Genomic DNA, 26,067 nt, shown 5'->3' on the forward strand with positions numbered 1-26,067 from the left:
ATTGATGGTTTGGTCACAACTGTACCGACTCGCCGCCGGGCAGATATTCCGCGTAGACGACATAGCGCAGCGGCCCGCCCGGATCGATCGCATTGAACGGATAGCAGGTGACCAGCAACAGCCCGGGCTCGGCGAAGATCGGCAGCTGCTCGCGCTCGCTGTCCACCACGCGCGTCGCAGTGACCCGGTAGCTGTGCCAGCGACCGCGATTGTCCTGCAGCTGTATCGGGCTGCCCGACTTGAGCCGGCCCAGCTCGCCGAAATGCGTATCGCGGTGCGCGGCGATCACCGTGGTGCGCGGTTCGGTGAGATTGCCGGGCTCGCCGGATCCCGCCAGCAGGCCCGGGCCGAATGCCAGTGCCTGGCCACTGGCACCGGCCAGCACTACCAGCGGATCCTGCGCATCGAGCTGCAACCGCGCCACCGGCCAGGTATCGGCCCACGGCCACGGCCTGGCCGCCTGCCCCGTCAGCAGTTGCTCTTCCCAGGCATCCTCGATCAGCACCTGTGCCAGCTCCGCCTTGGCCAGCAGCCAGGCAGCGCCGCCCAGCTGCCACAGGCCCGCGAGCAGACAAACGGCGTATAGTAAGGCACGCAGCATTAGCGAACCCTCACCCCGGCACCAACCGAGTCGCGCTCTATGGATCCGCGTACACAGCGCCCTGAAATGGTGGGCTGGGGCAGCAGCCTGCGCAGCAATTCCCGCAGGCGCCGCAGGGCGGCGCCCCTTGCCAGACGCCCCCGCCGCAATAGGCCGGCCATGGCGAGCAGGATGGCAGCGGCAAGCAGCTGTGCCTGCAGGCCGGCTGCGGTGCGCGGGTAGGTCTGGCGCTGCAACACCTGGCCGCGTGCTACCGCATTCGGCACCGGGCTTCTGGAGAGCCCCTCGCCCTGGGGGCGCACGACTGTTTGCTCCACCGCAACAAAGCTGGTGTAAGGACTCGCCAACTGGTGATTCAATGCCAGCTGCAGTATCTGTTCGCGCAGGGCCCTGCCCGCCTCATTGCTTTCACCCACCGACAGCTGCTGGTCGCGCAGCGCTTCTATTTTGCTTCGCGCCCAGACACTGCCGATACCCTTGCCAGTCTCGGCACCGCTGTGTTTGAGCGCCAGCTTCTGCACAAACTGCTGCCCGGCCAGGCGACCCCGCAGCTGCAGGTCGCCGCCCAGCTTGCCCCCATCGATTCTGGCCACCAGTTGCAGCGGCTCACCGCGATAGAGGTCCGGAATCCGCTTCGGGTAAGCATCGACAACCAGGCCGTGGGGCCAGCTCAACTGCAGGCCTGTGCTCAGTGGATTCTCCAACTTCGTGAACAGCGCCTGCATACGCTCCTGGACTTCGCCGAGGTCGCCGATAGTGACGGAGGTGCCGCGGCCGAACTGCGCCGCCTTGCGCATAAAGTGGCCGTTCGGCGCCGAACCAATGCCGACGGTAAACAGGCGCGTATTGTGCAGGGACTGCTGAATCAACTCGAACAGCGCGCGCTCATTGCCGACGGCGCCATCGGTGATAAACACCACCTGCCGCACCAGGCTGTCGTCGCCGGGCAGCTGCTGGCTCAGGGCCAGGCGCAGGGCCGGCGCCATTTCCGTGCCGCCGCGCGCCTGCAGCCCCTCGACCAGGGCGCGGGCGTGTCCGATATTGGCGCCAGTGGCCGCCACCGGGCGCGGAAACAACGCGCGGGTTTCACTATTGAATTCGATCACGTTGAAGCGGTCGCCGCCCTGAAGGCGCGACAACGCCAGCAGCAGACTCTCTTTGGCCTGGCGAATGGAATTGCCGCTCATGGAGCCGGAGGTATCGATTACATAGACCACTTCCCGCGGCAGGCGCCGCACCTGCGACGTAGCGTCCGGGGGCATTAACAAGACCTGCAGATAGGTACTCGCCTTTTGTTTCCCGCCTGCCGGACCGGCTGCGTCGGCAGGCGGCGCTGTGCGCTCGACAAACAGTGCCGCCCGCGGCTGTGCGGAAGGGCGCGGCCGCCAGTGCAGCGCAAAATCCCGGTCCATTACTGCCGGACCATTGCGCAACTGGACAGCGTAGCGACCATCGTCTTTCTTGCTGAAATCGATATCGTGATAAGGACTGGTAATCTCGGCCAGCGGCAGCCCGCTTTCGAGGTCGACTTTGATGGCAATTTTGTGGCTGCCGAGCTGCGTCAGTTCGGTGGCCGGCTGCATGACGGGTGTGATCTTATCGGCATCCGGCACCTGATCGGTGGGCAGCGCCCAGCCGCTGCTGTCGGCAGTCAGCTCCGCATTCACCACAGCGGAGCCCGGGATGTAGCGCGGCGTCAATGTTGTCGGCAACCGCAGGCTAAAGGCACCACCCTCATAGGCGACCGTTTGCAGGTAACGAATATAAACGCGCACCGTTTCTCCCGGCGCAATATTCGCCACCTTGTTGGTAAACAGGTTGGGGCGCTGCTGCTCCAGCAGTGCCGCGCGCTTGCCGGCGGCGCGGGCGGCGCGGTAAATCTTCGCCGCCTGCTCGCGCTCGCGCACTTTGCCGACAATGCGGCGATCGCCCACCTCAATTTCCAGGCCGGCAACGGCGGCCTGCTCTGGCAGCGGCAGCACATACACCGCTTCCCGCCAGGCGTCACTGCGGTTGGTGAACTCCTGCTGCAGGCGGACTTCCGCCACTAGGCCGCGCACAGAGATCTGCGCGTGACTGCCGAGGTGAACCGCCGGAACATAGCTGCCCTGCTGCGCGCCGCTGAACAGCAGGTCGCCGGCCTTCACATCGTTCAGCGTGACGGTTTCCGGCTGGGCCTGTGCCAGCGGCTCTGCCCGTGCGCCGACGGCGGCAACAAGCACCGCCAGCGCGGTTACCAGAAACAGCAGCCAGCGGCCGCGCTTACTGCTGCGGTAGCGGCGCCGATAATACTCTTCTGTCGGCAGCACCAGCAGCTCGCGCGGTATACGCTGGCCGGAAAAAATCGCCCTGCTCACAAGTGTCTCTCCAGTTTTGATTTGCACTGGTGACAATTAAAAGAAGGCAAACGGGCAAAAGCGGGAATGGATCAGGGCGGAATTGGGGGGGAATTGTGGCGAATTATGGCAATGGCGCAGCGTGCTGAAACAAAAAAACCGGCGCTAGCGCCGGTTTTTTTGTCTGCCAGGCGTTGGTCGCCCAGGCCCCTAATCGACCAAACCATAATCCTTGCGCAGGACCTCGATCAGTTCCGCCTTAGGATCGTCGGAAATTTCCAGCTTCTTGCCAGTGATCTTCTCGGCGATACCAATGTAAGTCGCGGATAAATCCATCAACAGGGATTCCGGTAGTTCGTTGCCGCGAGCCAGGGCCTGGCGCTCCGGCATGCGATCCTTGTTCAGCAGGATATCCGGATCCGGGAAGTGGTTCAGCAGTGCCTGGCGGAATCCTTCTTTGGAGTTTTCCACCACCTTGCCGTTGCGGTACTCCGCACCGTCCCAGATACGCGAGGAATCCGGCGTGCCCACTTCGTCCATATAGATCAGCTTTTCTTCACCGTGAGCATCGGTGACATAGCCGAACTCGAACTTGGTGTCGACGAAGATCTGGTCCAGTTTCTCCAGCTCTGCAGAGATTACCTCGAAGCCTTCCTTCAGCAGCTTTTCGTACAGGTCGATATCGTCCTGCGAGCGGAAGTTGAACGCCTCGAAATTGTCTTCAATATTGGCGCGGGTGATGTTCACATCGTCCGCTTCCGGCACTCCGGGAATACCTTTCAGGATGCCCTTGGTGGACGGGGTGATCAGCAGCTCAGGCAGCTTCTGGTCTTTCTGCAGGCCATCGGGAATTTCGATGCCACAGAACTCGCGCTCGCCCTTCTGATAAGAGCGCCACATGGAGCCGGTGATGTACTGGCGCGCAACCGCCTCGATCATGACCGGTCGCGCCTTCTGCACGATCCACACCAGCGGATGCGGGATATCGAGGATATGGCTGTCGGCCAACCCCTGCTCCCTGAACAGCTTGAACCAGTGATTGGAGATAGCATTCAGCGCTGCGCCCTTGCCGGGCACCCCGTGCATGCCGCCCTCGCCGGTCCAGATGCAGTCAAAGGCGGAGATGCGATCGGAGATCACCATTACCGCCAGCGGGGCGTCCGGGGCGACCGGATAACCCTTCTCTTCGATCAGGCGGCGGCTATCGGCTTCGGTCAGCCAGTAAACCGAGCGGACCTTACCGCTGTGAACGGGCTTGTCGGTGCGGATCGGCAGATCGTCGTTGACCGCCAGTACTTTACCAGCCAGGCTCATGGGTCATTCCTATTTGGGATGGGCTAAAAAGAAAGCGCGGGATTTTAGCAAAAGCCCCGGAAGCCAGACAGGGGGACAGCGCCGATTACTCGGCACCGCCCTCCGCAACTTCCTTGGCCTGCCACTCGGCCTGGTGCTCACTCGTCGGCCAGGCATTCATTATCGCCTTCAGCAGGGTCGCCAGCGGAATCGCAAAGAAAACGCCCCAGAAACCCCAGATGCCACCGAAGAAGAGCACCGCCAGAATTATCGCCACCGGGTGGAGATTGACCGCCTCGGAAAACAGCAGCGGCACCAGCACATTGCCGTCCAGCAGCTGGATAATGCCGTAGGCGATCATCAGGTAGAAGAACTCACTGCTCCAGCCCCACTGGAACAGGCCGATCGCCGCCACCGGGATAGTGACGACTGCTGCACCGATATAGGGGATCAGCACACTGAGACCCACCGCGACCGCCAGCAGCAACGCGTAGTTGACCCCCAACAGCAGGAAAGCCGCGTAGCTGACCGCCGCCACTATGCCGATTTCGATGACCTTGCCGCGCACATAGTTGGCGACCTGGTCATTCATTTCATGCCATATCTGGCGCATCATCGGCCGCTGCCGGGGGAGAAAGGCGGAGCACCAGTTAATCAGCTTGTCGGAGTCTTTCAGGAAGAAAAAGACCAGGATCGGTACAACCACGGCGTAGATCAGCAGACCCGCCAGAATCGGCAGATTGGCGAGGGAAAAGGTCAGCAGAGTCTGGGTCACGGAACCCAGCTCACTGCCGAGTGTATTGAAGATATCGTCAATCTGCTGCGCGGTAATCAGGCGCGGATAGCGCTCGGGTAGTAACAACAGCAGCTGCTGCCCCTGGTCGATCATATTCGGCAGCTCGGCGAACAACCGTACCAGCTGGCGCCAGATGATCGGCAGTACAACCAGGAACAAGGCGACGATGATTCCCACCAGCACCAGACAGGCCAGGCTGACCGCGAGCCAGTGGGGCACCTTCCAGCTTTTCAGTCGTTGCACCATGCCCTGCATCAGGAAGGCGATGATCAGCGCCGCCAGTACCGGCGTCAGCACCGGCCCCAATGTGGCCAGCACCACCAGCGCCGCCAGCAACAGCAGTACCAGCAACACCACCTCTTCCTGGCTGAAATAGCGGTTGATCCAACCTTTGACGATGTCGAGCATGAATTCCTAATTCTCGTTATTTGCCGGCACGCAGCCAGTAGTAAAAACAGTCTTCGGAGCGCTCGGCGCGCAGTAGCGACCTGCCGCTCAGTTCGGCGAAACTGTGGAAGTCGCGCCAGGAGCCTTCATCGCTAGCCAGCACCAGCAACAGCGTGCCCGCGGGATGCTCGCGCATGGCGCGGCGCATTGCCAGCAGCGGCTGTGGGCAGGGCAGTCCGCGCGCGTCCACCGTCACGGCGCCATCCCAGTCCGCGCCCCCATTGAGGTCGCTTTCGACGACGGATACTGTCATTTGCTCCTTGGTCACAATTGCTGTTTGCGGCGGATTATAGCGCGGATACTGCGCCAGATTCCGTGCAACCACAATGGCTGTGACGAACCGACGCAATAAGGCCGTGCGGTCACGGTTCACGAATTCGCGAACCTTCTCTCGCCCCACTGGTCAAATCCTCGACAGCCCGACAAGCTAGGGTATAGAGTTGGGCTATAGATCTCACCGAGGCAGACCGAGCAGTACTGAAAGATGACCGATCTCCACCAAATTGAGCCCCGGCGATCTGCCCGTCGCCCACTGCGGCAGCGCCTCAGCGGTGGCCTGGCGGCGCTGGGCATGGGATTCCTGCTCGGCGCCAGCCCCATCGCCGCAATCGCCGATGACAACCAGATCCAACTGCCCGAACTCGGCGACAGCAGCAGCGGCGTCGTGTCCCGCGCGCGGGAAAAAGAGCTCGGCCAGATGTGGCTGCGCATGTTCCGCAGCCAGGTACCTACGTCCAACGACGCCCTGCTGCAGCAGTACGTGGAAAACACGGTTAAGGGTCTGTCGGAATTCAGCCCGCTGGAAGACAAGAACATCGATGTGGTGGTGGTCAAGAACGACACCATGAACGCCTTCGCGGTGCCCGGTGGCATTATGGGCGTCCACACCGGCCTGTTTCTGTTCGCGGAGAACGAGGACCAGTTCGCCTCGGTCATCGCCCACGAACTGGGGCACCTGAGCCAGCGACACTACGCGCGATCGCTGGAGGCGCAGCGCAACAACACCATCCCCACCCTCGCCGGCATGCTCGGCGCCCTGGTGCTGGCCGCCACTGCCGGCGGCGATGCCGGCCTTGCCGCCATGACAGCCACCCAGGCGGCGGCCCTGGACAGCCAGCTGCGCTTCAGCCGCCAGAACGAGCAGGAAGCCGACCGCGTCGGCATCGAGACCCTGGCCAAGTCCGGTCGCGACCCGGAGGCCGCCGGAGAGATGTTCGAGCAGATGCTGAAGGCCACCCGCTACTATCGCCGGCCGCCGGAATTCCTACTGACCCACCCGGTTACCGAAAAGCGGATCGCCGACGCCAAACTGCGCGCCAGCCGCATGCCCGCCGCTCAAGAGAATGACAGCCGCGACTACCACCTGATGCGCGCACGCATCCGTGTGGCTGTGGAGCCGACGCCACAACAGGCGGTCAAACGCTTCCAAGCCGAACTGAACGGTATCAACGACAGCGAGGATGCGGCCCGCTACGGGCTGGTACTGGCGCAGACCGCCGCCGGCAAACCGGACTCGGCGCTGGAGACGCTGCAACCGCTGCTCGACCGCGAGCCCAACAAGGCCGCATTCGTGCTGGCGCGAGCCGATATCGATCTGACCCGACACGACTACACCAATGCCACCAAGCGACTGCAGCGCGCCCTGGACAGAAACCCCGGCGACCACGCCCTGACCATGGGCCTGGCCAATGCCCACTTCAAGGCGGGCAACTACCTGGCGGCGGAACGCATCCTGGCCAAACACAGCCGGCTGCGCAAGAAAGACCCCGCCGTCTGGTACCTGCTGGCAGAGACCCACGGCCTGGCCGGCGATATCATCGGCGTCCACGAGGCCCGCGCCGAGTACTACATTCTCAACGGGGTGTTCGACAAGGCCCTGCAGCACCTGCGCCATGGCATCCGCATGGCCAAGAGTGATTACCAGACGCACGCGATTCTGGAACAGCGTATGAAAGACGTGATCAAGATGCAGGAAAAAGCGAAAGAGCTGTAAAGAAATTTCCGGAAACAAAAAGAGCAACAAAAAGAGCGGCCATTGGCCGCTCTTTTTGTTTGGTATTGGGCCGATTAATCCAGCGGCTTGCGGAAGTCGAGCATCCGCTGCAGTGGCATCATCGCGCGCCGCCCCAGTTCCGGATCGACCAAAATCTCATTGTCGCCGCGCTCCAGCACGCCGCACAGATTCTCCAGTGAGTTCATTGCCATCCAGGGGCAGTTGGCACAGCTGCGGCAGGTCGCACCGGCACCCGCTGTCGGAGCGATGATCAGCTCTTTGTCCGGACACTGCTGCTGCATCTTGTAGAAGATGCCCTGATCGGTAGCGACGATAAAGCGCTTTTCCGGTCGCGTCTTGGCCGCGTTGATAATCTGCGATGTGGACCCCACCACGTCCGCCAACTCCACGACGGCAGCGGGCGACTCCGGATGCACCAGCACGACCGCGTCCGGGTACAGCGCCTTCAGGTCCTCGACACCCTTGGCCTTGAACTCCTCGTGCACTATGCATGAGCCATTCCACAGCAATACATCCGCACCCGTTTCGCGCTGCACATAGCTGCCCAGATGCTTGTCCGGCGCCCACAGGATTTTCTCCCCATTGGCATCCAGATGATCGACCACGTCCAGAGCGATACTCGAAGTCACCACCCAGTCGGCGCGCGCCTTAACGGCGGCGGAGGTGTTCGCGTAAACCACCACCGTGCGATCCGGGTGCTGGTCGCAGAAAGTGGCGAACTCTTCCGGCGGACAGCCGAGATCCAGGGAACAGGTGGCCTCCAGCGTGGGCATCAGCACGCGCTTGTTCGGAGTCAGGATCTTGGCGGTCTCGCCCATAAACTTTACACCGGCAACGACCAGCGTATCCGCCTGGTGCTCGGCGCCGAAGCGGGCCATCTCCAATGAGTCGGAGACACAGCCACCGGTCTCTTCCGCGAGCGCCTGTATCAGCGGATCCGTGTAGTAATGAGCCACCAGCACCGCATTCTGCTCTTTCAGCAGGCGTTTGATCCGCTCGCGCCACAGCTCCAGCTCCTCTTCGCTGTACTGGTGCACCGCCGGCTCTGCCAGGTGCGCCTGCACCAGCGAACGGGAATCTACAGTCTCTGCGGAAACTAACTTCTGACTCATGGCTAACTACCACTAGCGGAAAAGCGCGCATTATAGCGCATCGGCGTCACCTGCATCGCAATGGCATTCTAGTGCGAACAGAACCGCAATCCGCCTCTCCACCGCTGTGGGCGATGACAGAACGCGGTTGTCCGGGCAACCCGCGCACAGCGCAAAATTAAAAAAAAAGGGCTGCATCTGGCAGCCCTATAGAAGATGGTGGGTCGTGCTGGACTCGAACCAGCGACCAATTGGTTAAAAGCCAACTGCTCTACCAACTGAGCTAACGACCCGAAAGAGACGCGCATCTTACCGATCCGCAGAGAAAACTCAAGTCACTTCCGGTTTCCGCCAGCGGCGGGAGTGAACAATAAAAAAGGCCGCCTCTGGGCGGCCCTTTCGAAATATGGTGGGTCGTGCTGGACTCGAACCAGCGACCAATTGGTTAAAAGCCAACTGCTCTACCAACTGAGCTAACGACCCTTAGATGCCTCGACGTGAGGAGCTGCGTATCTTACGGATCTATTTCAAAAAGACAATAGCTACCCGTTAAAAAATCTAAAGAATTTAAGGGGTTAGCCCTGAACCGCACTGGGTTGAGGCCAGTCGCCATGTGGGAGCCTGCCCTGCAGGCGATGCAGATACTGCCCCTCTCCGGACCGTTCGCCTGCAAGGCAGGCTCCCACAATCAGCCGACATAGACCGTGGGGTCCGGCAGGCCGGCCTCGATGAATCCCGCCGCGCGCAGCCGACAGCTGTCACAGCGGCCACAGGCGGCGCCATTCGGCAGTGCCTGGTAACAGGATACAGTTAAACTGTAGTCCACTCCCAGTTCGGTACCACGGCGTACAATTTCTGCCTTGCTCATATGCATCAGCGGCGTGCGAACACTGAGTTTGTGCCCCTCCACACCCGCCCGGGTGGCCAGATTTGCCATTTTCTCAAAGGCCGCTATGTACTCCGGGCGGCAGTCCGGGTAGCCGGAGTAATCCACCGCGTTGACGCCGACGAAGATGTCCTGGGCCCCCAGCACTTCGGCCCAACCCAACGCGATGGACAGGAACACCGTGTTGCGCGCGGGCACATAGGTGACCGGGATGCCACTGGTCTCCTCCTCCGGCACCTCAATACTGTCGTCGGTCAGGGCAGAGCCGCCAATGGCACGCAGGTCCAGCTTGACCACCTTGTGCTCCCGCGCGTCCAGGTCCGCGGCCACCCGCTGGGCCGCCATCAGCTCGGCGCTGTGACGCTGGCCGTAGTCGAAGCCGAGGGCGAAGCATTCGTAGCCGTCCGCCCGGGCCATCGCCAGCACCGTGGCGGAATCCAGGCCACCGGATAGCAGAACCACTGCCTTTTTAGCCGTCATATCTTCCTCTTTGATCATTGCGCAACGACAGCCGCTGGCCGGGTCGAAGCGCCCGGCGAACTCCCGGCAGTTACACGCCGGGAATATCTCCCCACAGCAGTTTATGCAGCTGCATCTGCATGCGGACCGGCAGGCCGTCGTCGAGGATCCACTCCGCCAGCTGCCGCGGCTGCAGCTGTTCGTAGCTGGGGGAAAAGAGCACCTCACCCACCTTCTCCGACAGGCGGTACTGATCCAGCGTGAATCTGGCCCAGTCGTAGTCGCCGCGGTCACAGATCACGAACTTGATCTGGTCGCGCGCGGTCAGCGCGGCGATGTTCTCCATGCGATTGCGGTGCTGCTCGCCGGACGCCGGCGTCTTCAGGTCAACCACCCGCGAGACACGGGAATCCACATCCTCGATCGGCATGGCGCCACTGGTCTCCAAGGACACCGAATAGCCGGCGTCGCACAGGGCTTTTAACAGCGGCAGGCAATTCGGCTGTGCCAGGGGCTCGCCGCCGGTCACGCAGACATAGCGCGCCGGATAGCTCTGCACTTTCTGCAAAATCTGCTCCAGCGTCATGCGCTCGCCACCGTAAAACGCGTACTCGGAATCGCAGTAGGTGCAGCGCAGCGGACAGCCGGTCAGGCGCACGAATACCGTGGGCAACCCGGAATCCCGCGCCTCCCCCTGCAGGGAGTAGAAGATTTCGCTGATGCGGAGTGACTCCCCGCGCAAACGGTTTGACTCAGAGGACAGATCAGTCATATTCACCCGGCAAAAAAACAAACGCCCGGGCGGCTTTTGCCGACCGGGCGCGGGATCATAGAGCTTTTGTGATCAAAAAACCAGCGACGCCAAAGTCGCCAAGGTTCACAGATCTACTGGAAGTTCTGCTCCAGGTACTTCTTCGCCAGGTTCGAAGCGCGGGCATCGCTCGCGGCGACCTGTTCCAGCAATTCCCGGGCTTTCTGCTGGTCGCCGAGCTGGTGGTACACGGTACCCAGCTTATAGCGACCGTCCCACACCTTGGTGGAGTTGGGGTAGCTGTCCAGCAGCGCGACAAACCACTGACGGGCCTCTTCCAGGTTCCCCTGCACCAGAGCTATCTCACCCAGCCAGTAATTGGCATTGGGGGCGTACTGGCCGTTCGGGAAATCCTGCAGCAGGCGCTTGAATTCAGCGCTGGCGCCATCGTAATCACCGTTGCGGGCCATGCCGAAACTGTTCTGATAACGATCGCGTTCATCGGCGCTGGCCGCGGCGGGCTTGCCGTTGGTGGGGCGCTGCGCGCCGGCACCGGCACCGGCGCCCTCGCCATTTTCGGCGCCATTGCCGGAAGGCGGCTGCTGAGCGGGCTCAGTCCCCGACAGGCGGGCGATACGGCGATCCAGATCCATGTAGTCTTCGGTGCGCTGCTGCTTCAGGCGCTTGACCTCGTGACGCAGCTCTTCCACCGCACCGCGCAGCTCTTGTACTTCCTGCTGCAGCACCTGCATCTGGTAGTAGGCCTCCGCCTGGGGGTTGGCTTGGGCGGCATTCCGCTGGGCGCGTTGGGTGGACACCGATGCACGCGCTACCTGAGTCTGCGGATAGGCGGGTGCAGAATTAGTGGAATCCGGATACGAAGACGCCGACTGCTGCGAGCTGCCACCAGACAGGTCGACAATCGGCGCCTGAGAGAATACGGGCGATGCCGCAGCCATTACGGCTGCGGCGATCGCGACTTTTCTAATCGTAAAAGCCATTGGCATCCATTGACGATTAGTTAATCACAACGCGACGGTTCATTTTGCGCGCGCTTTCGCTGGAACCAGCTTGAGCCGGACGCTCTTCACCGTAGCTGATTACTTCCAGGTTAGCGGCGTCTACGCCCTGCAGCACCAGGAAGTCACGCACGGCGTTGGCGCGGCGCTCACCCAGAGCCAGGTTGTATTCGCGGGTGCCCAGTTCGTCAGCGTGACCTTCCAGGCGCACGGTTGCAGAGTTGCCGCGCATACGGTCAGCGTGCTGGATCAGCAGCTCGCGAGTAGTCGGCTTCAGCAGGGACTGGTCAAAGTCGAAGTAAACGACATTGTCCAGAGGTACTGCGGTTTCCTGGGCCGGGGTTTCAACAACCGGCTCTTGAACCTGGGTCATTTGCTGCTGCGCGCTGTCATCGGTGTCAGTGCTGGAACAACCAGCCAGTACTACCATTGCGCAAGCCAGGCCCAGGCCAGTTTTTACTGATTTCAACATAAGCTACTCCGCTTTTAGTGTTATCGAAAAATCGTGCAAGACTTTCATTTGGTCTTGGTTACAAGCCCGCCACAGGCAATGTGACGAGCACCCCGTTTCAATCAAAGTAAGGCGACCATGCCGGTTCGCGGACATCACCCCGCTGAGACGGCAAGTTGTACTTCACCCCGGCATCTAGCGATACCGCCGCTAGAATGCCCTTGTCCCCCCGCTTGGTAGCGTACATCAGCATGGCGCCGTTGGGCGCAATACTGGGGGATTCATCCAGAGTCGTCTCCGTGAGGACACGCATCCGGCCGGTATTGATATCCATCGTTGCAATCGTGAACACCCCCCTGCTGCGATGCACCACTACCAGCGTCTTCCCATCGGGTGACACACGCGGCCTTGCGTTGTAGTCGCCATCGAAGGTTAAGCGGTCTACTTGACCAGTGGCAAGGGTCAATTGGTAAATTTGTGGTTTACCTCCCCTATCAGAGGTGAAAACCAGTGATTTACCGTCCGGCATCCAGTTCGGTTCGGTGTCAATGGAGAAGTGGCGGGTCATCCGGGTGAATTTCCCGGTGTTCAGATCCAGCACATATATCTCCGGATTGCCGTCCTTGGAGAGCACCATCGCCAGTTTGGTTCCATCCGGCGACCAGGTAGGCGAGCTGTTGATCCCCTTAAAGTTGGTCAACTGCTGGCGCGAACCGGTGCTCAGGTTCTCGCGGAAGATCGCCGGGCGTCCGGTTTCAAAGGACACATAGGCGACTTCCTGCCCATTCGGCGACCACATGGGGGACATCACCGGCGCGCTGAAGCGGCGGATTTCCCGCGCCCGCGCCCCGTCGATATCGGCCCGCATCAGCGCATAGCTGGGGCGACCGCCGCGTTGTTCCTCCAGTACGTAGATCATTTCCGTGGAGAAGGCACCGCGAATACCGGTGATCGCCTCGAAGATCTCGTCAGCGGCGCGATGGGCAATATCACGCAGCTGGCGGCTGCCGCCGCTGACCTGCTTGGTGAACATTTTCTGTTGGCCGAAGATGTTCACCAGGTCAAAGGTCAGCAGGTAGCCTGCCGCCTGGGGCTCTATACGACCGGTAACAACGTATTCAGTTCCCAGAATTCGCCAATCGCGGAAAACAACTTCTTCCGGGTTCTTGGGAAACGACAGCATATCCGCCTGCGGCACCGGGGCGAACAGGCCACTGCGGCGCAAATCGGCGGAAATGATGCCGGATACATCCTCCGACAGCACGCCGCTGCCGGACCAGTTGAACGGCGACACGGCGATTGGCGTGGGATCGTCGATGCCGCTGGTGATATCCACCACCAGCTGGGCGCGGGCGCCCACGCTCAGCGATACGGCCACGAATACAGCAACTGTTTTCAGTAGGTTCTTCATCATTGGCGTAGATCTTCTACTCGAAAGTTCAATAGGGTCGTGCGGACTTCGCGTTCGAACACCGTCGGTTCCTCACGGGCCAGCTCCGCCACCTCGGGAAACACCTCGACCTTGCGAATGGCCTGCAATACCGAGCGGTCCAGGGCTGCATTGCCACTGCCCTCGATAATGTTGGTCGCCACCACCCGGCCGGTGGGTACAAAGTTGATTTGCACCACGGTGATCATGCCGTTACGCGCGCTGGGCGGTCGGCTCCACACGGATTCAATGCGCTGCTGGATTGCCTGGGCCACAGACATCACCGCCTGGACATCCTCCCGCGCATCCTGCAGCTCCTCCTCATCCTCGAGAGCTTCCTCAAAGGCGCTCTGGCGCTCGCGCTCCATCTGTTCCTTGCGTTCCTGCTCTTTGCGCTCCTTCTCGCGGCGGGCCTTCTCTTCGGCCGCCTTTTTCTTGCGTGCCGCCTCGGCCTTTTTCTTCGCCTCGGCTTCCGCTTTCTTCTTCTGTTCCAGTGCGGCGCGGCGCTTCTTCTCGGCCTCAGCCTGACGCTGGCGCTCGATTTCACGCTGCTGGCGCTGCTGGATCTTGTCGACCTTGGGCGGCGTCTTCTTCTTGGTCACCGTCGCGTCCACGGTGACCAGCTTGGCCTGCACAAACTTCGGCATCGGTTTGCGCTCCGGCTTGCTGGTCGCCTCCCAGCCGTATGTCAGCACGGCAATCAGCGCCCCGTGCAATACGAGACTGACAATGACCGCCAGTGCGTAAGAGCCTCCTTGGTATCTCATATAAGTACCAGCGCCCTACTCCTGTGGCGGTTCGGTGACCAGGCCGACACTGGGCGCCCCGGCCTGCTGCAGGTGGGTCATGGCGCTGACGATCAGCCCGTACTTGGCATCGGTATCGCCCCACACCAGCACCGGCGTCTTGGGCTTTTGACGCAAAACCTTGCCAACAGTTTCCTTGATCTCGGCCAGCGGCTTGGCCTGCTTCTCTTCCTCGCCCAGATTCAGGTAATAGGTACCGTCCGCGCGCACGGACACGATCAGCGGCTCGTCGTCGGTGTCCTCGATTGGCGCCGAAGGTGCATCCGGCAGATCAACCTTGACCCCCTGCATCAGCAGTGGTGCCGTGACCATAAAGACGATCAGCAGTACCAGCATCACGTCGATGTAGGGCACCACGTTGATCTCGGATACCAGCTTCTTCTTGGTTCCCTTGCGAAACACACTCATAGGGTTCGCCTATCTACTCAGCTGGAGTGCACTTTGCGGTGCAGGATGGAGGAGAACTCCTCGGCAAAAGTCTCATAGCTGGACAACAGCCACTCAGCCTTGGCCGAATAGCGGTTGTAAGCCATTACGGCCGGAATCGCCGCGAACAGCCCCATCGCCGTTGCCACCAGGGCCTCACTGATACCGGGCGCCACGGTGGCGATGGTGGCCTGGTGCATGGTGGCGAGGCCACGGAAAGAATTCATGATGCCCCAGACGGTGCCGAACAGGCCGATATAGGGGCTGACTGATCCGACGGTGGCGAGGAACGGCAGGTTCATTTCCACCTTTTCCTGCTCGCGGGACATGGCCACGCGCATCGCGCGCTCGGTGCCCTCCATGACGGCCTCCGGGCCGCTGCGGCCCTGCTGGCGCAGGCGGGTGAACTCGGTGAAGCCGGAGCGGAACAGCGACTCGACACCGTCGGTCTTGCCGCGCTCGGCGCGGGCATTGCCCTCGCGGAACAACTGGTTCAGGTCGGCACCAGACCAGAAGCGGCGCTCGAAGTTGTTCATCGCGCGCTTGGCGCGAGTCAGGTAGAGGCCGCGCTGAATGATCATGACCCAGGAGATCACCGAGGCCAGCAGCAGGAGCAACATGACCAACTGCACCAGCAGACTCGCGTTCTGTATCAGCCCCCACAGGGAGAGTTGTTCACCGGTTTCCATCTTCTATATGGCTGCCTTTAATGCTGAGTAAATGGGTTCGGGTAGCGCGCAGGGTCTGCGGCTGTCGTCCGAGACGCAGGCGACTTTGACCACAGCCTCGCAAATAATTTCATCGCCGCGCCATATTTTTTGCTCAAATGTCACCGCGGCGCGCCCCAGTTTGCCAATCGCGGCGCTGGCTCGCAATGCGTCGTCCAGCTGCGCCGAGCGGCGGTACTGGATTTCCGCCGAGTGCACCACCAGCAACAGCCCCTGCTGCGGCATGGCGGGCTTATCATAGCCGAGCGAGCGGACCAGTTCTGTGCGCGCGCGCTCCATATACTTCAAATAATTCACGTAATACACGATTCCGCCCGCGTCCGTATCCTCGATATAGACGCGGATGGGGATACTGAAAGCCTCTTTCACCCCTGCCCCTTCACTGTTCAGATGTTCAAATCGCGACCGGCGGCCGCGATGAAATGGTCATTATTTGCTGTCCGGCTTCGGCAGGCCGAAATGCTCATAGGCCAGCGCCGTCACCACGCGCCCCCGCGGGGTGCGGGCGATATAGCCCTGCTGGATCAGGTAGGGCTCGAGTACATCCTCGATGGTGTCCCGCTCCTCGCTGATCGCGGCCGCGAGGCTGTCGATGCCCACCGGACCGCCGTCGAACTTCTCGATCATCGCCAGCAGCATGCGCCGGTCCAGCTGGTCGAAACCGCGCGCGTCCACATTGAGCATATTCAGTGCGGCGTCGGCGATACCGCTATCGACGCTGCCGTCGCCCTTCACTTCAGCGTAGTCGCGCACCCGGCGCAGCAGCCGATTGGCAATCCGCGGCGTGCCGCGGGCCCGACGGGCCACCTCCAGTGCACCGCCCTCGTCCATTCCCACCCCCATCAGGCCGGCGGAACGGCGCACGATACTGGTCAGGTCGGCGACATTGTAAAACTCGAGCCGCTGCACGATACCGAAGCGGTCACGCAGCGGCGAGGTCAGCAGACCCGCCCTGGTGGTGGCACCGACGAGAGTAAACGGCGGCAGATCCAGCTTGATCGAGCGGGCCGCCGGCCCCTCGCCGATCATGATATCCAGCTGGTAGTCCTCCATGGCCGGATACAGGACCTCCTCAACATGGGGGCTGAGGCGGTGGATCTCATCGATAAACAGCACATCGCCCGGCTCGAGATTGGTCATCAGCGCGGCCAGATCGCCGGCCTTCTCCAGTACCGGTCCGGAAGTGGTCTTGATGGCCACATCCATTTCCGCGGCGATGATATTCGCCAGCGTCGTCTTGCCCAGCCCCGGCGGGCCGAACACCAGCGTGTGATCCAGGGCTTCACCGCGCAGTTTGGCGGCCTGGATAAAGATTTCCATCTGCTCGCGCACCACCGGCTGGCCGACATAGTCGGCCAAGGACTTGGGGCGCACGGCGCGATCGTACTGCTCTTCCTGGCCCGTAGGCCCTATGGGCTCGGGGGCGATGAGACGGTCGGCTTCGATCACAGAGGCCTCCTCGAATGCGGAATGATGAATGCGGAATGCGGAATACGCGGGCAGGCCCATTCCCGAAATCGAGCACTGTGCCCGCGGTCACGCGCTGTTGCCACCGTGGATTTTGATCGCGGCCATGGGCGGATGGCCGTCCCGCCGCTCCTATAGGGGGAGCGCGATAATTCATTCCGCATTCCGCATTCCTCATTCCGCATTTCTACACCCTTCCGCATTCATCAAGCCGGCGCCATGCTCTTCAGGGCGAGGCGAATCAGCGTGGCGCTGTCGGCGTCCGGCTGCTCCTTGCTCGCCTTCGCTACCATCTTGGTGGCTTCCGTCGGCTTGTAACCGAGCGCCGCCAGCGCGCTCTCCGCCTCGCCGGCGTGGTCGACCTTCGGCGCCGCTGCGGCCATCAGCGGGATATCGTTGGCGTCGCCGAACTGCGGCGCCAGCTTGTCCCGCAGCTCGATAATCAGGCGCTCGGCGGTCTTCTTGCCGACACCCGGCACTTTTACCAGGGCGGCGACATTGTCTTCCGCCACACAGCGGGACAGCGCGGCACCGTCGAGACCGGACAGTATCGCCAGCGCCATCTTCGGTCCCACGCCGTTGACCTTGATCAGGGTGCGGAACAGCTGGCGGTCGGCGTCGCGGATAAAGCCGTACAGTGTCTGCGCGGTTTCTGAAACCGCCAGATGGGTGTGCAGCTGCACCGCCTGGCCCAACTGCGGCAGCTCAAAAATCGTGGTCATGGGGGCGAGTACTTCGTAGCCCACTCCCTGCACATCCACCAGCAGCAGCGGTGGCTGAACCGCGGCCAGGGTGCCGCTCAGTCTTCCGATCATCAAAAATCGTCCCGTCTAGGAAATCTGGATTTGCACTGTAGGATGGGCAAAGCGCAGCGTGCCCATCAGCAGTGCCCGGAGATGGGCACGTCGCTGGGCTCCTTTGCCCATCCTACAAGTCGATTCAGTGCCACAGCCGCACACCATCAGGAGATACTCAGGCGGCCGCGGCGGAAGCGGCCGCGCGCGCCGCCGGCGGTCTGCACCAGGGTCTGCATCGTGTGCATATGGCAGAGGGCCACCGCCAGGGCATCGGCGGCGTCCTCCTGCGGCGATGCCGGCAGGGACAGCAGTGTCTTCACCATATGCTGCACCTGCAGCTTGTCCGCCGCGCCCGTTCCTACCACCGCCTGCTTCACCTTACGCGCCTCGTACTCGGCCACCGGCAGATCCGCATTGGTCGCGGCGACGATTGCCGCACCGCGGGCCTGCCCCAGCTTCAGGGCCGAACCGGCGCTCTTGGACATAAACACGCTTTCGATCGCCATCTGCGCCGGCTGATACTGCTGCGCTATCTGGCTTACCGCATCGAAAATAAGTTTGAGTCGCTCCGGCAGCGGTCCTTCCGGAATACGGATCACGCCACTGGCGACATAGGTGGCCTTGTTGCGCTGCACATCGATCAGGCCGTAGCCGGTTTTGCGCGAGCCGGGGTCTATGCCCAGGATGCGGGTCAAGGGCGGGTCCCCCGTCATATCTGTACGTTTATATAGTGGTGGGGAGTGTCCCAAGGTGGGGGGAAGGCGTCAAGGCAGTCGGTGGCGGATGGATTAAGGGGCGGACATAAGGCCGCCCCCTCGGACCCGGGTATCAGGCCAGCTGCTCCATCACCTCCGCGGGGATGTCGGCATTGCTGTAGACATTCTGCACATCGTCGAGGTCTTCCAGCATGTCCACCAGCGCCATCACTTTTTCGGCACCGTCCTTGTCCAGCGGCACGGTAGTGGACGGGATCATCGCGATCTCGGCATTGTCCGGCTTGAAACCGGCCTCGGTCAGCGCGTCCTTCACCGCCATATAGTCCTGGAACTCGGTGGTGACCTCGATGCTGCCGTCGTCATTGGTTTCGATATCCTCGGCACCCGATTCCAGGGCCGCCTCCATCAGCGCATCCTCGTCGACACCGGGTTCGAAATACAGCTGGCCCTTGCGCGAGAACAGGTAGGCCACGGAACCGTCGGTTCCCAGATTACCGCCGCGCTTGGAGAAGGCGTGGCGCACTTCCGCCACGGTGCGGTTGCGATTGTCGGTCAGGCACTCCACCAGGACCGCCACACCGCCGACACCGTAACCCTCATAAGTCACTGCCTCGTAGTTCTCGCCGTCGGCATTGCCGGCACCGCGCGCGATGGCCTTGTCGATGGTGTCGCGCTTCATGTTCGCGCCCAGCGCCTTGTCGATAGTCGCGCGCAGGGTCGGGTTGTCCTCAGGATTGCCACCGGCTTTCGCAGCTACGGTCAGCTCGCGAATGATCTTGGTGAAAACCTTACCGCGCTTGGCGTCCTGGGCCGCTTTGCGGTGTTTGATGTTGGCCCATTTACTGTGTCCGGCCATTTCTCGTCTCTCTTCAGTCAGCGTGTAGGATGGGCAAAGGAGCGAAGCGCGCGGAAAAATGCTCCCTACCATTTCCGCATTCCCGCCATCCATGGCGGGCTCGTGCCCATTACTACGATTTGATGGGCACGCTTCGCTTTGCCCATCCTACAAAATATCAGCCGATCTTCTCTTCTTTCTGGCGCAGGCGGATGCTCAGCTCACGCAGCTGCTTGGAATCCACGGTACCCGGTGCATCGGTCATCACACAGGCAGCACTCTGGGTCTTCGGGAAGGCGATAACATCGCGAATCGAATCGGTGCCGGTCATCAGCATCACCAGGCGATCGAGGCCAAAGGCCAGGCCACCGTGGGGCGGTGCACCGTACTTCAGGGCATCCAGCAGGAAGCCGAACTTCTCGCGCTGTTCCTGCTCGTCGATACCGAGAATGCGGAATACGACTTCCTGCATGGCCTGGTCGTGAATACGCACGGAACCGCCACCCAGTTCGGTACCGTTCAACACCATATCGTAGGCGCGGGACAGCGCACCCAGCGGATTCGCCTCCAGTTCCTCCGGGGAACAGGACGGCGCGGTGAACGGGTGGTGCAGAGCGGTCAGGCTGCCGTCATCGTCCTCTTCGAACATCGGGAAGGCCACTACCCACAGCGGCGCCCATTCACAGGTGTACAGGTTCAGGTCCGCACCCAGCTTGCAGCGCAGTGCGCCCAGGGCTTCCGACACGACCTTGGCCTTGTCGGCACCGAAGAAGATCAGATCGCCGTTCTCGGCTTCGAGGCGATCCAGAATGGCTGCGCGTGTCTCATTCGGCAGGAACTTAACGATCGGTGACTGCAGGCCGTTTTCCAGGTCGGACTTGTCGTTGACCTTGATATAGGCCAGCCCCTTGGCACCGTAGATACCGACAAACTTGCCGTAATCGTCGATCTGCTTGCGGGTCAGCTTGTCGTTGCCGCCGGGCACCTTCAGCGCGGCGACACGGCCCTTCGGATCGTTGGCCGGGCCGGAGAACACCTTGAAATCCACCTCGGTCATCAGATCCTTGATCTCGACCATTTCCAGCGGAATGCGCAGGTCCGGCTTGTCCGAGCCGTAGCGCAGCATCGCCTGGTAGTGGGTCATGCGCGGGAACTCGCCCAGGTCCACGCCCTTCAATTCCTGGAACAGGCTGCGCACCATGTCCTCGGTGATCGACATGATGTCCTCTTCATCGAGGAAGGAGGTCTCGATATCGATCTGGGTGAATTCCGGCTGGCGGTCCGCGCGCAGGTCCTCGTCGCGGAAGCACTTGGCGATCTGGTAGTAGCGATCGAAACCGGACACCATCAACAGCTGCTTAAACAGCTGCGGCGACTGCGGTAGGGCGAAGAACTTGCCCTCGTGGGTGCGGCTCGGCACCAGATAGTCACGCGCACCCTCGGGAGTGGCGCGGGTCAGGATCGGCGTCTCTATATCCAGGAAACCCTGTGCATCCAGGTAGTTGCGGATAGCGGTAGTCAACTTGGAGCGGAAGCGCAGGTTGCGCTGCATCTCGTTGCGGCGCAGGTCCAGGTAGCGGTACTTGAGGCGCACGTCCTCGCCCACCGCGGTGTGCTCGTCCAGCTGGAAGGGCACGGTTTCGGCGTTGTTGAGAATTTCCAGATCGGTGCCGTAAACCTCCACTTCACCGGTAACCATATTCGGGTTCACCGCTTCCGCTGCGCGCGCGCGCACGCGACCGGTGACCTTCAGCACATATTCGCTGCGCACACTGTCCGCGGTCTGGAAATGCTCCGCGGCGTCCGGGTCAAACACCACCTGTACGATACCGTCGCGGTCGCGCAGGTCGATAAAAATCACTCCGCCGTGATCGCGGCGGCGGTCTACCCAGCCGCAGAGGGTTACTACACGGTCGATGTCCGCGGATCGTAGGGCGCCACAGTAGTCGCTGCGCATGGATGCTTTCCCGTTGTTTTACGTTAGACGTTGTCGATAGATAAATAGAGGGGGCCGCCGTCCGGCACCCCGGGCTCAGCTGGCCTCGGCCGTCTTGGCCGCCGGCTTGTCGGACTTGGCCGCGTCCCCAGCAAGATTTTTCTTACCGCCGGTTTTGAAGTCGGTCTCATACCAGCCGCCACCCTTGAGGCGGAAACCGGCTGCGGAAATCTTCTTGCGCAGCTCCGCCTTGTCGCAGGCGGGGCAATCGGTCAGCGGAGCATCGCTCATGCGCTGCAGGGCCTCCATCTCGTGGCCGCAGGCATTGCACTGGTATTCGTAGATCGGCATGGCTCAATACACGGTACTTAAGGGGGGCGCAGATTATACATGAGCACTTCGGAGGGAAGAAGCAGTCCCCGCGAAGGAGCGCCCCGGGGAGCACCAGGGCCCAACTTCCGGGACCAAAATAGTAAAAAAAGCACTATTTTTCCCGTATTTTCCCGTGCGGGCGAACAAAAACTATATATACTTCCCCTCAACACCCGCTGTGGTGAGCCTGACCGGGCCACGACACAGCGGGGGTAAGAACACACTTTTCACTGGAAAAACACTAATAGAAGGAAGCTACTCATGGCCGCACGCAAGAAAGCCGCAGCTAAGAAAGCCCCCGCCAAGAAAACCGCAGCCAAGAAGGCCCCCGCCAAAAAGGCAGCAGCCAAGGCTGCTCCGGCCAAAAAAGTGACTGCAGTCAAAGAGAAGTACACAAAAACCCAGATCCTGAACCAGATCGCCGAGAGCACCGAGCTGTCCCGCAAGCAGGTTCAGGCGGTACTGGACGAGCTGACCAACGTGATCGAAGGCCACGTGAAGAAGCGCGCGGTTGGCGAATTCGCCCTGCCCGGCCTGCTGAAAATCACCACTGTGAAGAAGCCGGCCAAGAAGGCTCGCAAGGGTATCAACCCGTTCACCGGTGAAGAGACCATGTTCAAGGCCAAGCCGGCCAGCATCCAGGTGAAGATTCGCCCGCTGAAGAAGCTGAAGGAAATGGCCGAATCCTGATTCGCGCCCCTCGGCAAAAAACCCCGCCACGGCGGGGTTTTTTAATGGGCGACCCGGTCCCTGTCTCCCTCTCCCGCGGACATTTAGCGTAAAATGGCCGCCCCAGAAGCAAAAAACACTGAACAATCCCTATGCGCGCATCCCGCTATCTGATCGCCACCCAGAAAGAAACCCCCAACGACGCCGTCGTCATCAGCCATCAGCTGATGCTGCGCGCCGGCATGATCCGTCGCCTCGCTTCCGGCCTCTATACCTGGCTGCCCACCGGCCTGCGGGTCCTGCGCAAGGTGGAGCGCATAGTGCGCGAGGAAATGGATCGCGCCGGCGCACTCGAAGTGCTGATGCCGGTGGTGCAGCCGGCCGAACTGTGGGAGGAATCCGGCCGCTGGCAGCAGTATGGCCCGGAACTGCTGCGTATCCAGGACCGCCACGAGAATCCTTTTTGCCTGGGCCCGACCCACGAGGAAGTGATCACAGACCTGATCCGCAACGAGATCAGCAGCTACAAGCAGCTGCCGGCCAATTTCTACCAGATTCAGACCAAGTTCCGCGACGAGATCCGCCCCCGTTTCGGCGTGATGCGCGCGCGCGAATTTACCATGAAGGACGCCTACTCCTTCCATGTCGATGCCGATTCCCTGCAGGAAACCTACGACGTGATGCACGGTGCCTACTGCCGCATCTTCGACCGCATCGGCCTCGACTACCGCCCGGTACTCGCCGACACCGGCTCCATCGGCGGCTCCAGCTCCCATGAATTCCACGTGCTGGCGGCGAGCGGCGAGGACGATATCGCCTTCTCCACTGTTTCCCGCTACGCCGCCAACGTCGAACTTGCCGAAGCAATAGTGCCGGCCGGCGAGCGCCTGGCTGCGACCAAATCCATGGAGGAAGTGCACACCCCCGGGCAGAAGACCATCGCCGCGGTGAGCGAATTCCTGCAAGCGGATCCGGCGCACTCGGTGAAGACACTGATCGTGCTCGGCGAGTGCGACGAGGGTCCGGAATCAGAAGCCAGCGCACCGCTGGTAGCCTTGATTCTGCGCGGCGACCACGAACTCAACGAACTCAAAGCGGAGAAACTGCCGGGCATCGCCAGCCCGCTGCAGTTTGCCCCGGAGCAGCGCATCGCCGACGAGCTGGGCTGCGGTATCGGCTCTCTGGGTCCGGTGGGCCTGGAGATCGACATCGTCGTCGACCGCTCCGCCGCCCACCTGGCCGACTTTACCTGCGGCGCCAACAAGGACGATTACCACCTGACCGGCGTCAACTGGGACCGCGATGTAGAGCTGGGCCGCGTCGAGGACCTGCGCAACGTGGTCGCCGGCGACCCCAGCCCGGACGGCCAGGGCAGCCTGGAAATCAAGCGCGGTATCGAGGTGGGCCACATCTTCCAGCTCGGCGACAAATACAGCCGCGCGATGAACGCCAGCGTGCTGGACGAAAACGGCAAGGAACAGGTCATGGCCATGGGCTGCTACGGCATCGGCGTATCCCGCATCGTCGCCGCCGCCATAGAGCAGAATCACGACGATGCCGGCATCATCTGGCCGGACGCCATCGCGCCGTTCCAGCTGGCCATAGTGCCGATCAATATGCACAAGAGCGACGTGGTGCGCGAGAAGTGTGAGCACCTGTACGAATCCCTGCGCGACAAAGGGATCGACGTGCTGTTGATGGACGAGCCCAAGGCCCGTCTCGGCGCCATGCTCGCGGACGTCGAACTGCTGGGCATTCCCCACCGTATCGTCGTCGGCGATCGCGGCCTGGAAAAGGGCGTGGTGGAGTACAAGGGCCGCCGCGATGCCGAAAGCCAGGAGTTCGCCGAGTCACAACTGGAGGAGGTGCTGCTGAAGTTGATCGGCAGCTAACAACCAATACCATCGTCATGCCGGCGCAGGCCGGCATGGCGATTACGCGGCCCCCGACCCGCAATCCGCAATTGCCGCTGCCCTTCCTCCGCGCCTTTCCGTAAAATCCCCTGTCATGATAAGAAAAACCCTGATTACACTGCTGCTCGGCCTGCTTGTCGCCGGCGCCCGGGCCCAGGAGAAGATTCCGGAGATAGACCCGGAGCTGCGCCTCGCCCTGCAGGATGCGGTCACCCAGGCCGACAGCTTTGCCGACCGCTTCGACGCCGAGGTGTGGCTGATGGCCAAATCCCAGCCGCTGGCGCGCTACATCAAGGATCCCCAAAAGCGCATGCACGTACTCAAGGCGGTACACCGCGAGGCCACTCTGGCGGGGCTGCGCCCGGAAATCGTTCTCGCGGTCATCCAGATAGAAAGCGCCTTCGACCCCTACGCAGTGTCCCGGGTCGGCGCCCAGGGCATGATGCAGGTGATGCCCTTCTGGAAGAAGGAAATCGGCCGGCCCGACGACAACTTGATCGATATGGACACCAACCTGCGCTACGGCTGCACCATCCTCAAACACTATATTGGCAAGGCCAGGGGCAACCTCGCCAACGCCCTCGCCTACTACAACGGCAGCTACGGCCGCCACACCTACTCCAGCAAGGTGCTGGATGCCTGGGCGACGCGCTGGAGGTAAGTGATGAGTGTCAGCTATGTGTTTTTTACCGGCAGCGCCTGTGCATTGCTGCTGCTGGCAGTGGCCAAACTGGCGATCAGCTTCCGGCAGCAGGCGGCCGGCCGTTGGCTGATACTGCTGCTCGGCGGAGTCTTCTTTTACCTGCTGCGCCCGCTACTCCCGGTGGAGAACGCCTGGATTGAAGTACTACTGGACCTGCCCACCGACCTGGTGCCGGCCGCCTTCTGGCTGTTTGCGTTCACGCTGTGCAGTGAGTGCGACCGATTCCCGCGCTGGGGCTGGGGCCTGGTGGCGCTGTCGATCGCGGTCAGCACCGCGGCCAATCTCGACCTCAGCATCCTGGCGGGGCCCCACGAGGCGCTGTACATACTGTCGCAACCGTTCAAGCTGGGCCTGATCACCGCCGGCATGCTCGCACTGCTACAGCAGTTCCACTCCGACCTGGTGGAGGCCCGCCGGCGCCTGCGCGCCGTGCTGCTGATCGCGGTCGGTGGCTATATGCTGATCGTGATCTGCGCCGAATTCCTGTTCTCCTATCAGCCGGTGCCGGCAGGTGTGCCGACGCTGCACGCAGTGCTCGCCAGCCTGCTGACCCTGGCGGCCTGTCTGTGGCTGCTGGCTGTGTCACCCAGTGCGCTGGCGGAGTCCCTACCCCAGGTTGCGGAGCCGGAAATCGAGATCAACGAGACAAAAAACGAGCCGCCGTCGCTGGACGAACAGCAACGTCTGTTACTGCAGAAGCTGCAGGCGCATATGCAGAGCGGCGGTTACCGACACACGGGGCTGACCATCCGCGAGCTGGCCGATCAACTGCATGCGCGCGAGCATGTTCTGCGCGCGCTGATCAATCGCCACCTGGGCTATCGCAACTTCAACGAGTACCTGAATCAGTTCCGCATCGACGAGGCCAGCGCGCGCCTGGCAGATCCGGACCAGGCGCACCTGCCGGTGCTCACCATCGCCCTGGATATCGGCTACCGTTCCCTGAGCCCGTTCAATGCCGCCTTCAAGCGGCGCCACAGCCTGACGCCCACGGAGTACCGGCGGGAAAAACTGCCGGCCTGATACGCCTGTTTTCGGATTCCGTCAGCTCTTTTTTCAGTTTCAGCAAGCACTAGCGCCCGCTTTGCGCCAGACTCAGCGCACCACCTCGGGGCTTGCGACAAAC

The 26,067-nt window shown here is 61.8% G+C and carries 26 protein-coding genes and 2 tRNA genes; 5 read left to right on the plus strand and 23 right to left on the minus strand.

The features are described from left to right. Positions 1 to 13: 13 nt before the first annotated feature. From BUC36_RS11505 to BUC36_RS11525, 5 genes are all read right to left on the minus strand, one after another. Positions 14 to 601, minus strand: coding sequence for a class GN sortase (locus tag BUC36_RS11505; RefSeq protein ID WP_073275258.1), 588 nt, complete (start codon positions 599 to 601; stop codon positions 14 to 16). After that, the gene (locus tag BUC36_RS11510) at positions 601 to 2,958 is read right to left on the minus strand and encodes a marine proteobacterial sortase target protein (RefSeq protein WP_073275260.1); all 2,358 of its coding nucleotides are present in this window, start codon (positions 2,956 to 2,958) and stop codon (positions 601 to 603) included. The genes BUC36_RS11505 and BUC36_RS11510 overlap by 1 nt, the downstream gene beginning before the upstream one ends. Positions 2,959 to 3,147: 189 nt before the next feature. Further along, positions 3,148 to 4,251: a phosphoribosylaminoimidazolesuccinocarboxamide synthase gene (locus BUC36_RS11515; RefSeq protein ID WP_073275261.1), complete on the minus strand. Its 1,104-nt coding sequence runs from the start codon at positions 4,249 to 4,251 to the stop codon at positions 3,148 to 3,150. Positions 4,252 to 4,336: 85 nt separating this feature from the next. Beyond that, the gene (locus tag BUC36_RS11520) at positions 4,337 to 5,434 is read right to left on the minus strand and encodes an AI-2E family transporter (RefSeq protein WP_073275262.1); all 1,098 of its coding nucleotides are present in this window, start codon (positions 5,432 to 5,434) and stop codon (positions 4,337 to 4,339) included. A gap of 16 nt (positions 5,435 to 5,450) precedes the next feature. Continuing rightward, on the minus strand, positions 5,451 to 5,741 hold the full coding sequence (locus BUC36_RS11525; protein WP_234994972.1) for a sulfurtransferase TusA family protein: 291 nt from the start codon (positions 5,739 to 5,741) through the stop codon (positions 5,451 to 5,453). A 216-nt stretch (positions 5,742 to 5,957) separates the two neighbouring features. On the opposite strand from BUC36_RS11525, the gene BUC36_RS11530 reads away from it, so the two are divergent. Beyond that, complete coding sequence (locus BUC36_RS11530; RefSeq protein ID WP_073275263.1) at positions 5,958 to 7,466, plus strand: M48 family metalloprotease; 1,509 nt, start codon at positions 5,958 to 5,960, stop codon at positions 7,464 to 7,466. A 74-nt stretch (positions 7,467 to 7,540) separates the two neighbouring features. Here BUC36_RS11530 and nadA read toward each other — a convergent pair whose 3' ends face one another. The 18 genes from nadA to BUC36_RS11620 form a co-directional block, all read right to left on the minus strand. After that, positions 7,541 to 8,599 carry a quinolinate synthase NadA gene (gene nadA, locus BUC36_RS11535; protein WP_073275264.1) on the minus strand — a complete coding sequence of 353 codons (1,059 nt, stop codon included), beginning with the start codon at positions 8,597 to 8,599 and terminating at the stop codon, positions 7,541 to 7,543. Positions 8,600 to 8,795: 196 nt separating this feature from the next. Continuing rightward, a tRNA-Lys gene (locus BUC36_RS11540) sits at positions 8,796 to 8,871 on the minus strand. A 114-nt stretch (positions 8,872 to 8,985) separates the two neighbouring features. Continuing rightward, positions 8,986 to 9,061: transfer RNA gene (locus BUC36_RS11545), tRNA-Lys, on the minus strand. A 205-nt stretch (positions 9,062 to 9,266) separates the two neighbouring features. Beyond that, complete coding sequence (queC, locus tag BUC36_RS11550; protein WP_073275516.1) at positions 9,267 to 9,944, minus strand: 7-cyano-7-deazaguanine synthase QueC; 678 nt, start codon at positions 9,942 to 9,944, stop codon at positions 9,267 to 9,269. A gap of 70 nt (positions 9,945 to 10,014) precedes the next feature. Beyond that, positions 10,015 to 10,695, minus strand: coding sequence for a 7-carboxy-7-deazaguanine synthase QueE (queE, locus tag BUC36_RS11555; RefSeq protein ID WP_073275265.1), 681 nt, complete (start codon positions 10,693 to 10,695; stop codon positions 10,015 to 10,017). 113 nt (positions 10,696 to 10,808) lie between these two features. After that, on the minus strand, positions 10,809 to 11,675 hold the full coding sequence (ybgF, locus tag BUC36_RS11560; RefSeq protein ID WP_084535942.1) for a tol-pal system protein YbgF: 867 nt from the start codon (positions 11,673 to 11,675) through the stop codon (positions 10,809 to 10,811). Positions 11,676 to 11,691: 16 nt separating this feature from the next. After that, a complete protein-coding gene (locus tag BUC36_RS11565) occupies positions 11,692 to 12,165 on the minus strand; it encodes an OmpA family protein (protein ID WP_073275266.1) in 474 nt (157 codons plus the stop codon). A gap of 97 nt (positions 12,166 to 12,262) precedes the next feature. After that, positions 12,263 to 13,558 (minus strand): Tol-Pal system beta propeller repeat protein TolB, encoded by a 1,296-nt coding sequence (tolB, locus tag BUC36_RS11570; RefSeq protein WP_073275267.1) that lies wholly within the window; start codon positions 13,556 to 13,558, stop codon positions 12,263 to 12,265. Continuing rightward, on the minus strand, positions 13,555 to 14,340 hold the full coding sequence (gene tolA / locus BUC36_RS11575) for a cell envelope integrity protein TolA (protein ID WP_073275269.1): 786 nt from the start codon (positions 14,338 to 14,340) through the stop codon (positions 13,555 to 13,557). The genes tolB and tolA overlap by 4 nt, the downstream gene beginning before the upstream one ends. Positions 14,341 to 14,355: 15 nt before the next feature. Then, positions 14,356 to 14,787 (minus strand): protein TolR, encoded by a 432-nt coding sequence (gene tolR, locus BUC36_RS11580; RefSeq protein ID WP_073275271.1) that lies wholly within the window; start codon positions 14,785 to 14,787, stop codon positions 14,356 to 14,358. 17 nt (positions 14,788 to 14,804) lie between these two features. Beyond that, a complete protein-coding gene (gene tolQ, locus BUC36_RS11585; protein ID WP_073275273.1) occupies positions 14,805 to 15,494 on the minus strand; it encodes a protein TolQ in 690 nt (229 codons plus the stop codon). Between the two features lie 3 nt (positions 15,495 to 15,497). Beyond that, entirely contained in the window at positions 15,498 to 15,902 is a 405-nt protein-coding gene (gene ybgC / locus BUC36_RS11590; RefSeq protein ID WP_073275275.1) for a tol-pal system-associated acyl-CoA thioesterase, read from the minus strand. Between the two features lie 60 nt (positions 15,903 to 15,962). Next, the gene (ruvB, locus tag BUC36_RS11595) at positions 15,963 to 16,982 is read right to left on the minus strand and encodes a Holliday junction branch migration DNA helicase RuvB (protein ID WP_073275520.1); all 1,020 of its coding nucleotides are present in this window, start codon (positions 16,980 to 16,982) and stop codon (positions 15,963 to 15,965) included. Positions 16,983 to 17,206: 224 nt separating this feature from the next. Continuing rightward, on the minus strand, positions 17,207 to 17,815 hold the full coding sequence (gene ruvA, locus BUC36_RS11600; RefSeq protein ID WP_073275277.1) for a Holliday junction branch migration protein RuvA: 609 nt from the start codon (positions 17,813 to 17,815) through the stop codon (positions 17,207 to 17,209). A 146-nt stretch (positions 17,816 to 17,961) separates the two neighbouring features. Beyond that, complete coding sequence (ruvC, locus tag BUC36_RS11605; protein WP_073275279.1) at positions 17,962 to 18,510, minus strand: crossover junction endodeoxyribonuclease RuvC; 549 nt, start codon at positions 18,508 to 18,510, stop codon at positions 17,962 to 17,964. Between the two features lie 115 nt (positions 18,511 to 18,625). Continuing rightward, positions 18,626 to 19,369, minus strand: coding sequence for a YebC/PmpR family DNA-binding transcriptional regulator (locus BUC36_RS11610; RefSeq protein WP_073275281.1), 744 nt, complete (start codon positions 19,367 to 19,369; stop codon positions 18,626 to 18,628). A gap of 157 nt (positions 19,370 to 19,526) precedes the next feature. Further along, on the minus strand, positions 19,527 to 21,305 hold the full coding sequence (gene aspS, locus BUC36_RS11615; protein ID WP_073275283.1) for an aspartate--tRNA ligase: 1,779 nt from the start codon (positions 21,303 to 21,305) through the stop codon (positions 19,527 to 19,529). A gap of 75 nt (positions 21,306 to 21,380) precedes the next feature. Further along, entirely contained in the window at positions 21,381 to 21,635 is a 255-nt protein-coding gene (locus BUC36_RS11620) for an FmdB family zinc ribbon protein (RefSeq protein ID WP_073275285.1), read from the minus strand. A 282-nt stretch (positions 21,636 to 21,917) separates the two neighbouring features. On the opposite strand from BUC36_RS11620, the gene BUC36_RS11625 reads away from it, so the two are divergent. From BUC36_RS11625 to BUC36_RS11640, 4 genes are all read left to right on the plus strand, one after another. Then, entirely contained in the window at positions 21,918 to 22,346 is a 429-nt protein-coding gene (locus BUC36_RS11625; protein ID WP_073275287.1) for an HU family DNA-binding protein, read from the plus strand. A 131-nt stretch (positions 22,347 to 22,477) separates the two neighbouring features. Beyond that, the gene (locus tag BUC36_RS11630) at positions 22,478 to 24,217 is read left to right on the plus strand and encodes a proline--tRNA ligase (protein ID WP_073275289.1); all 1,740 of its coding nucleotides are present in this window, start codon (positions 22,478 to 22,480) and stop codon (positions 24,215 to 24,217) included. A 115-nt stretch (positions 24,218 to 24,332) separates the two neighbouring features. After that, a complete protein-coding gene (locus tag BUC36_RS11635) occupies positions 24,333 to 24,899 on the plus strand; it encodes a lytic transglycosylase domain-containing protein (RefSeq protein ID WP_073275290.1) in 567 nt (188 codons plus the stop codon). Positions 24,900 to 24,902: 3 nt separating this feature from the next. Beyond that, on the plus strand, positions 24,903 to 25,964 hold the full coding sequence (locus BUC36_RS11640) for a helix-turn-helix transcriptional regulator (protein WP_073275293.1): 1,062 nt from the start codon (positions 24,903 to 24,905) through the stop codon (positions 25,962 to 25,964). The last annotated feature ends 103 nt before the right edge of the window (positions 25,965 to 26,067 follow it).

It is taken from the genome of Microbulbifer donghaiensis, from assembly GCF_900129095.1.
GTDB lineage: Bacteria > Pseudomonadota > Gammaproteobacteria > Pseudomonadales > Cellvibrionaceae > Microbulbifer > Microbulbifer donghaiensis.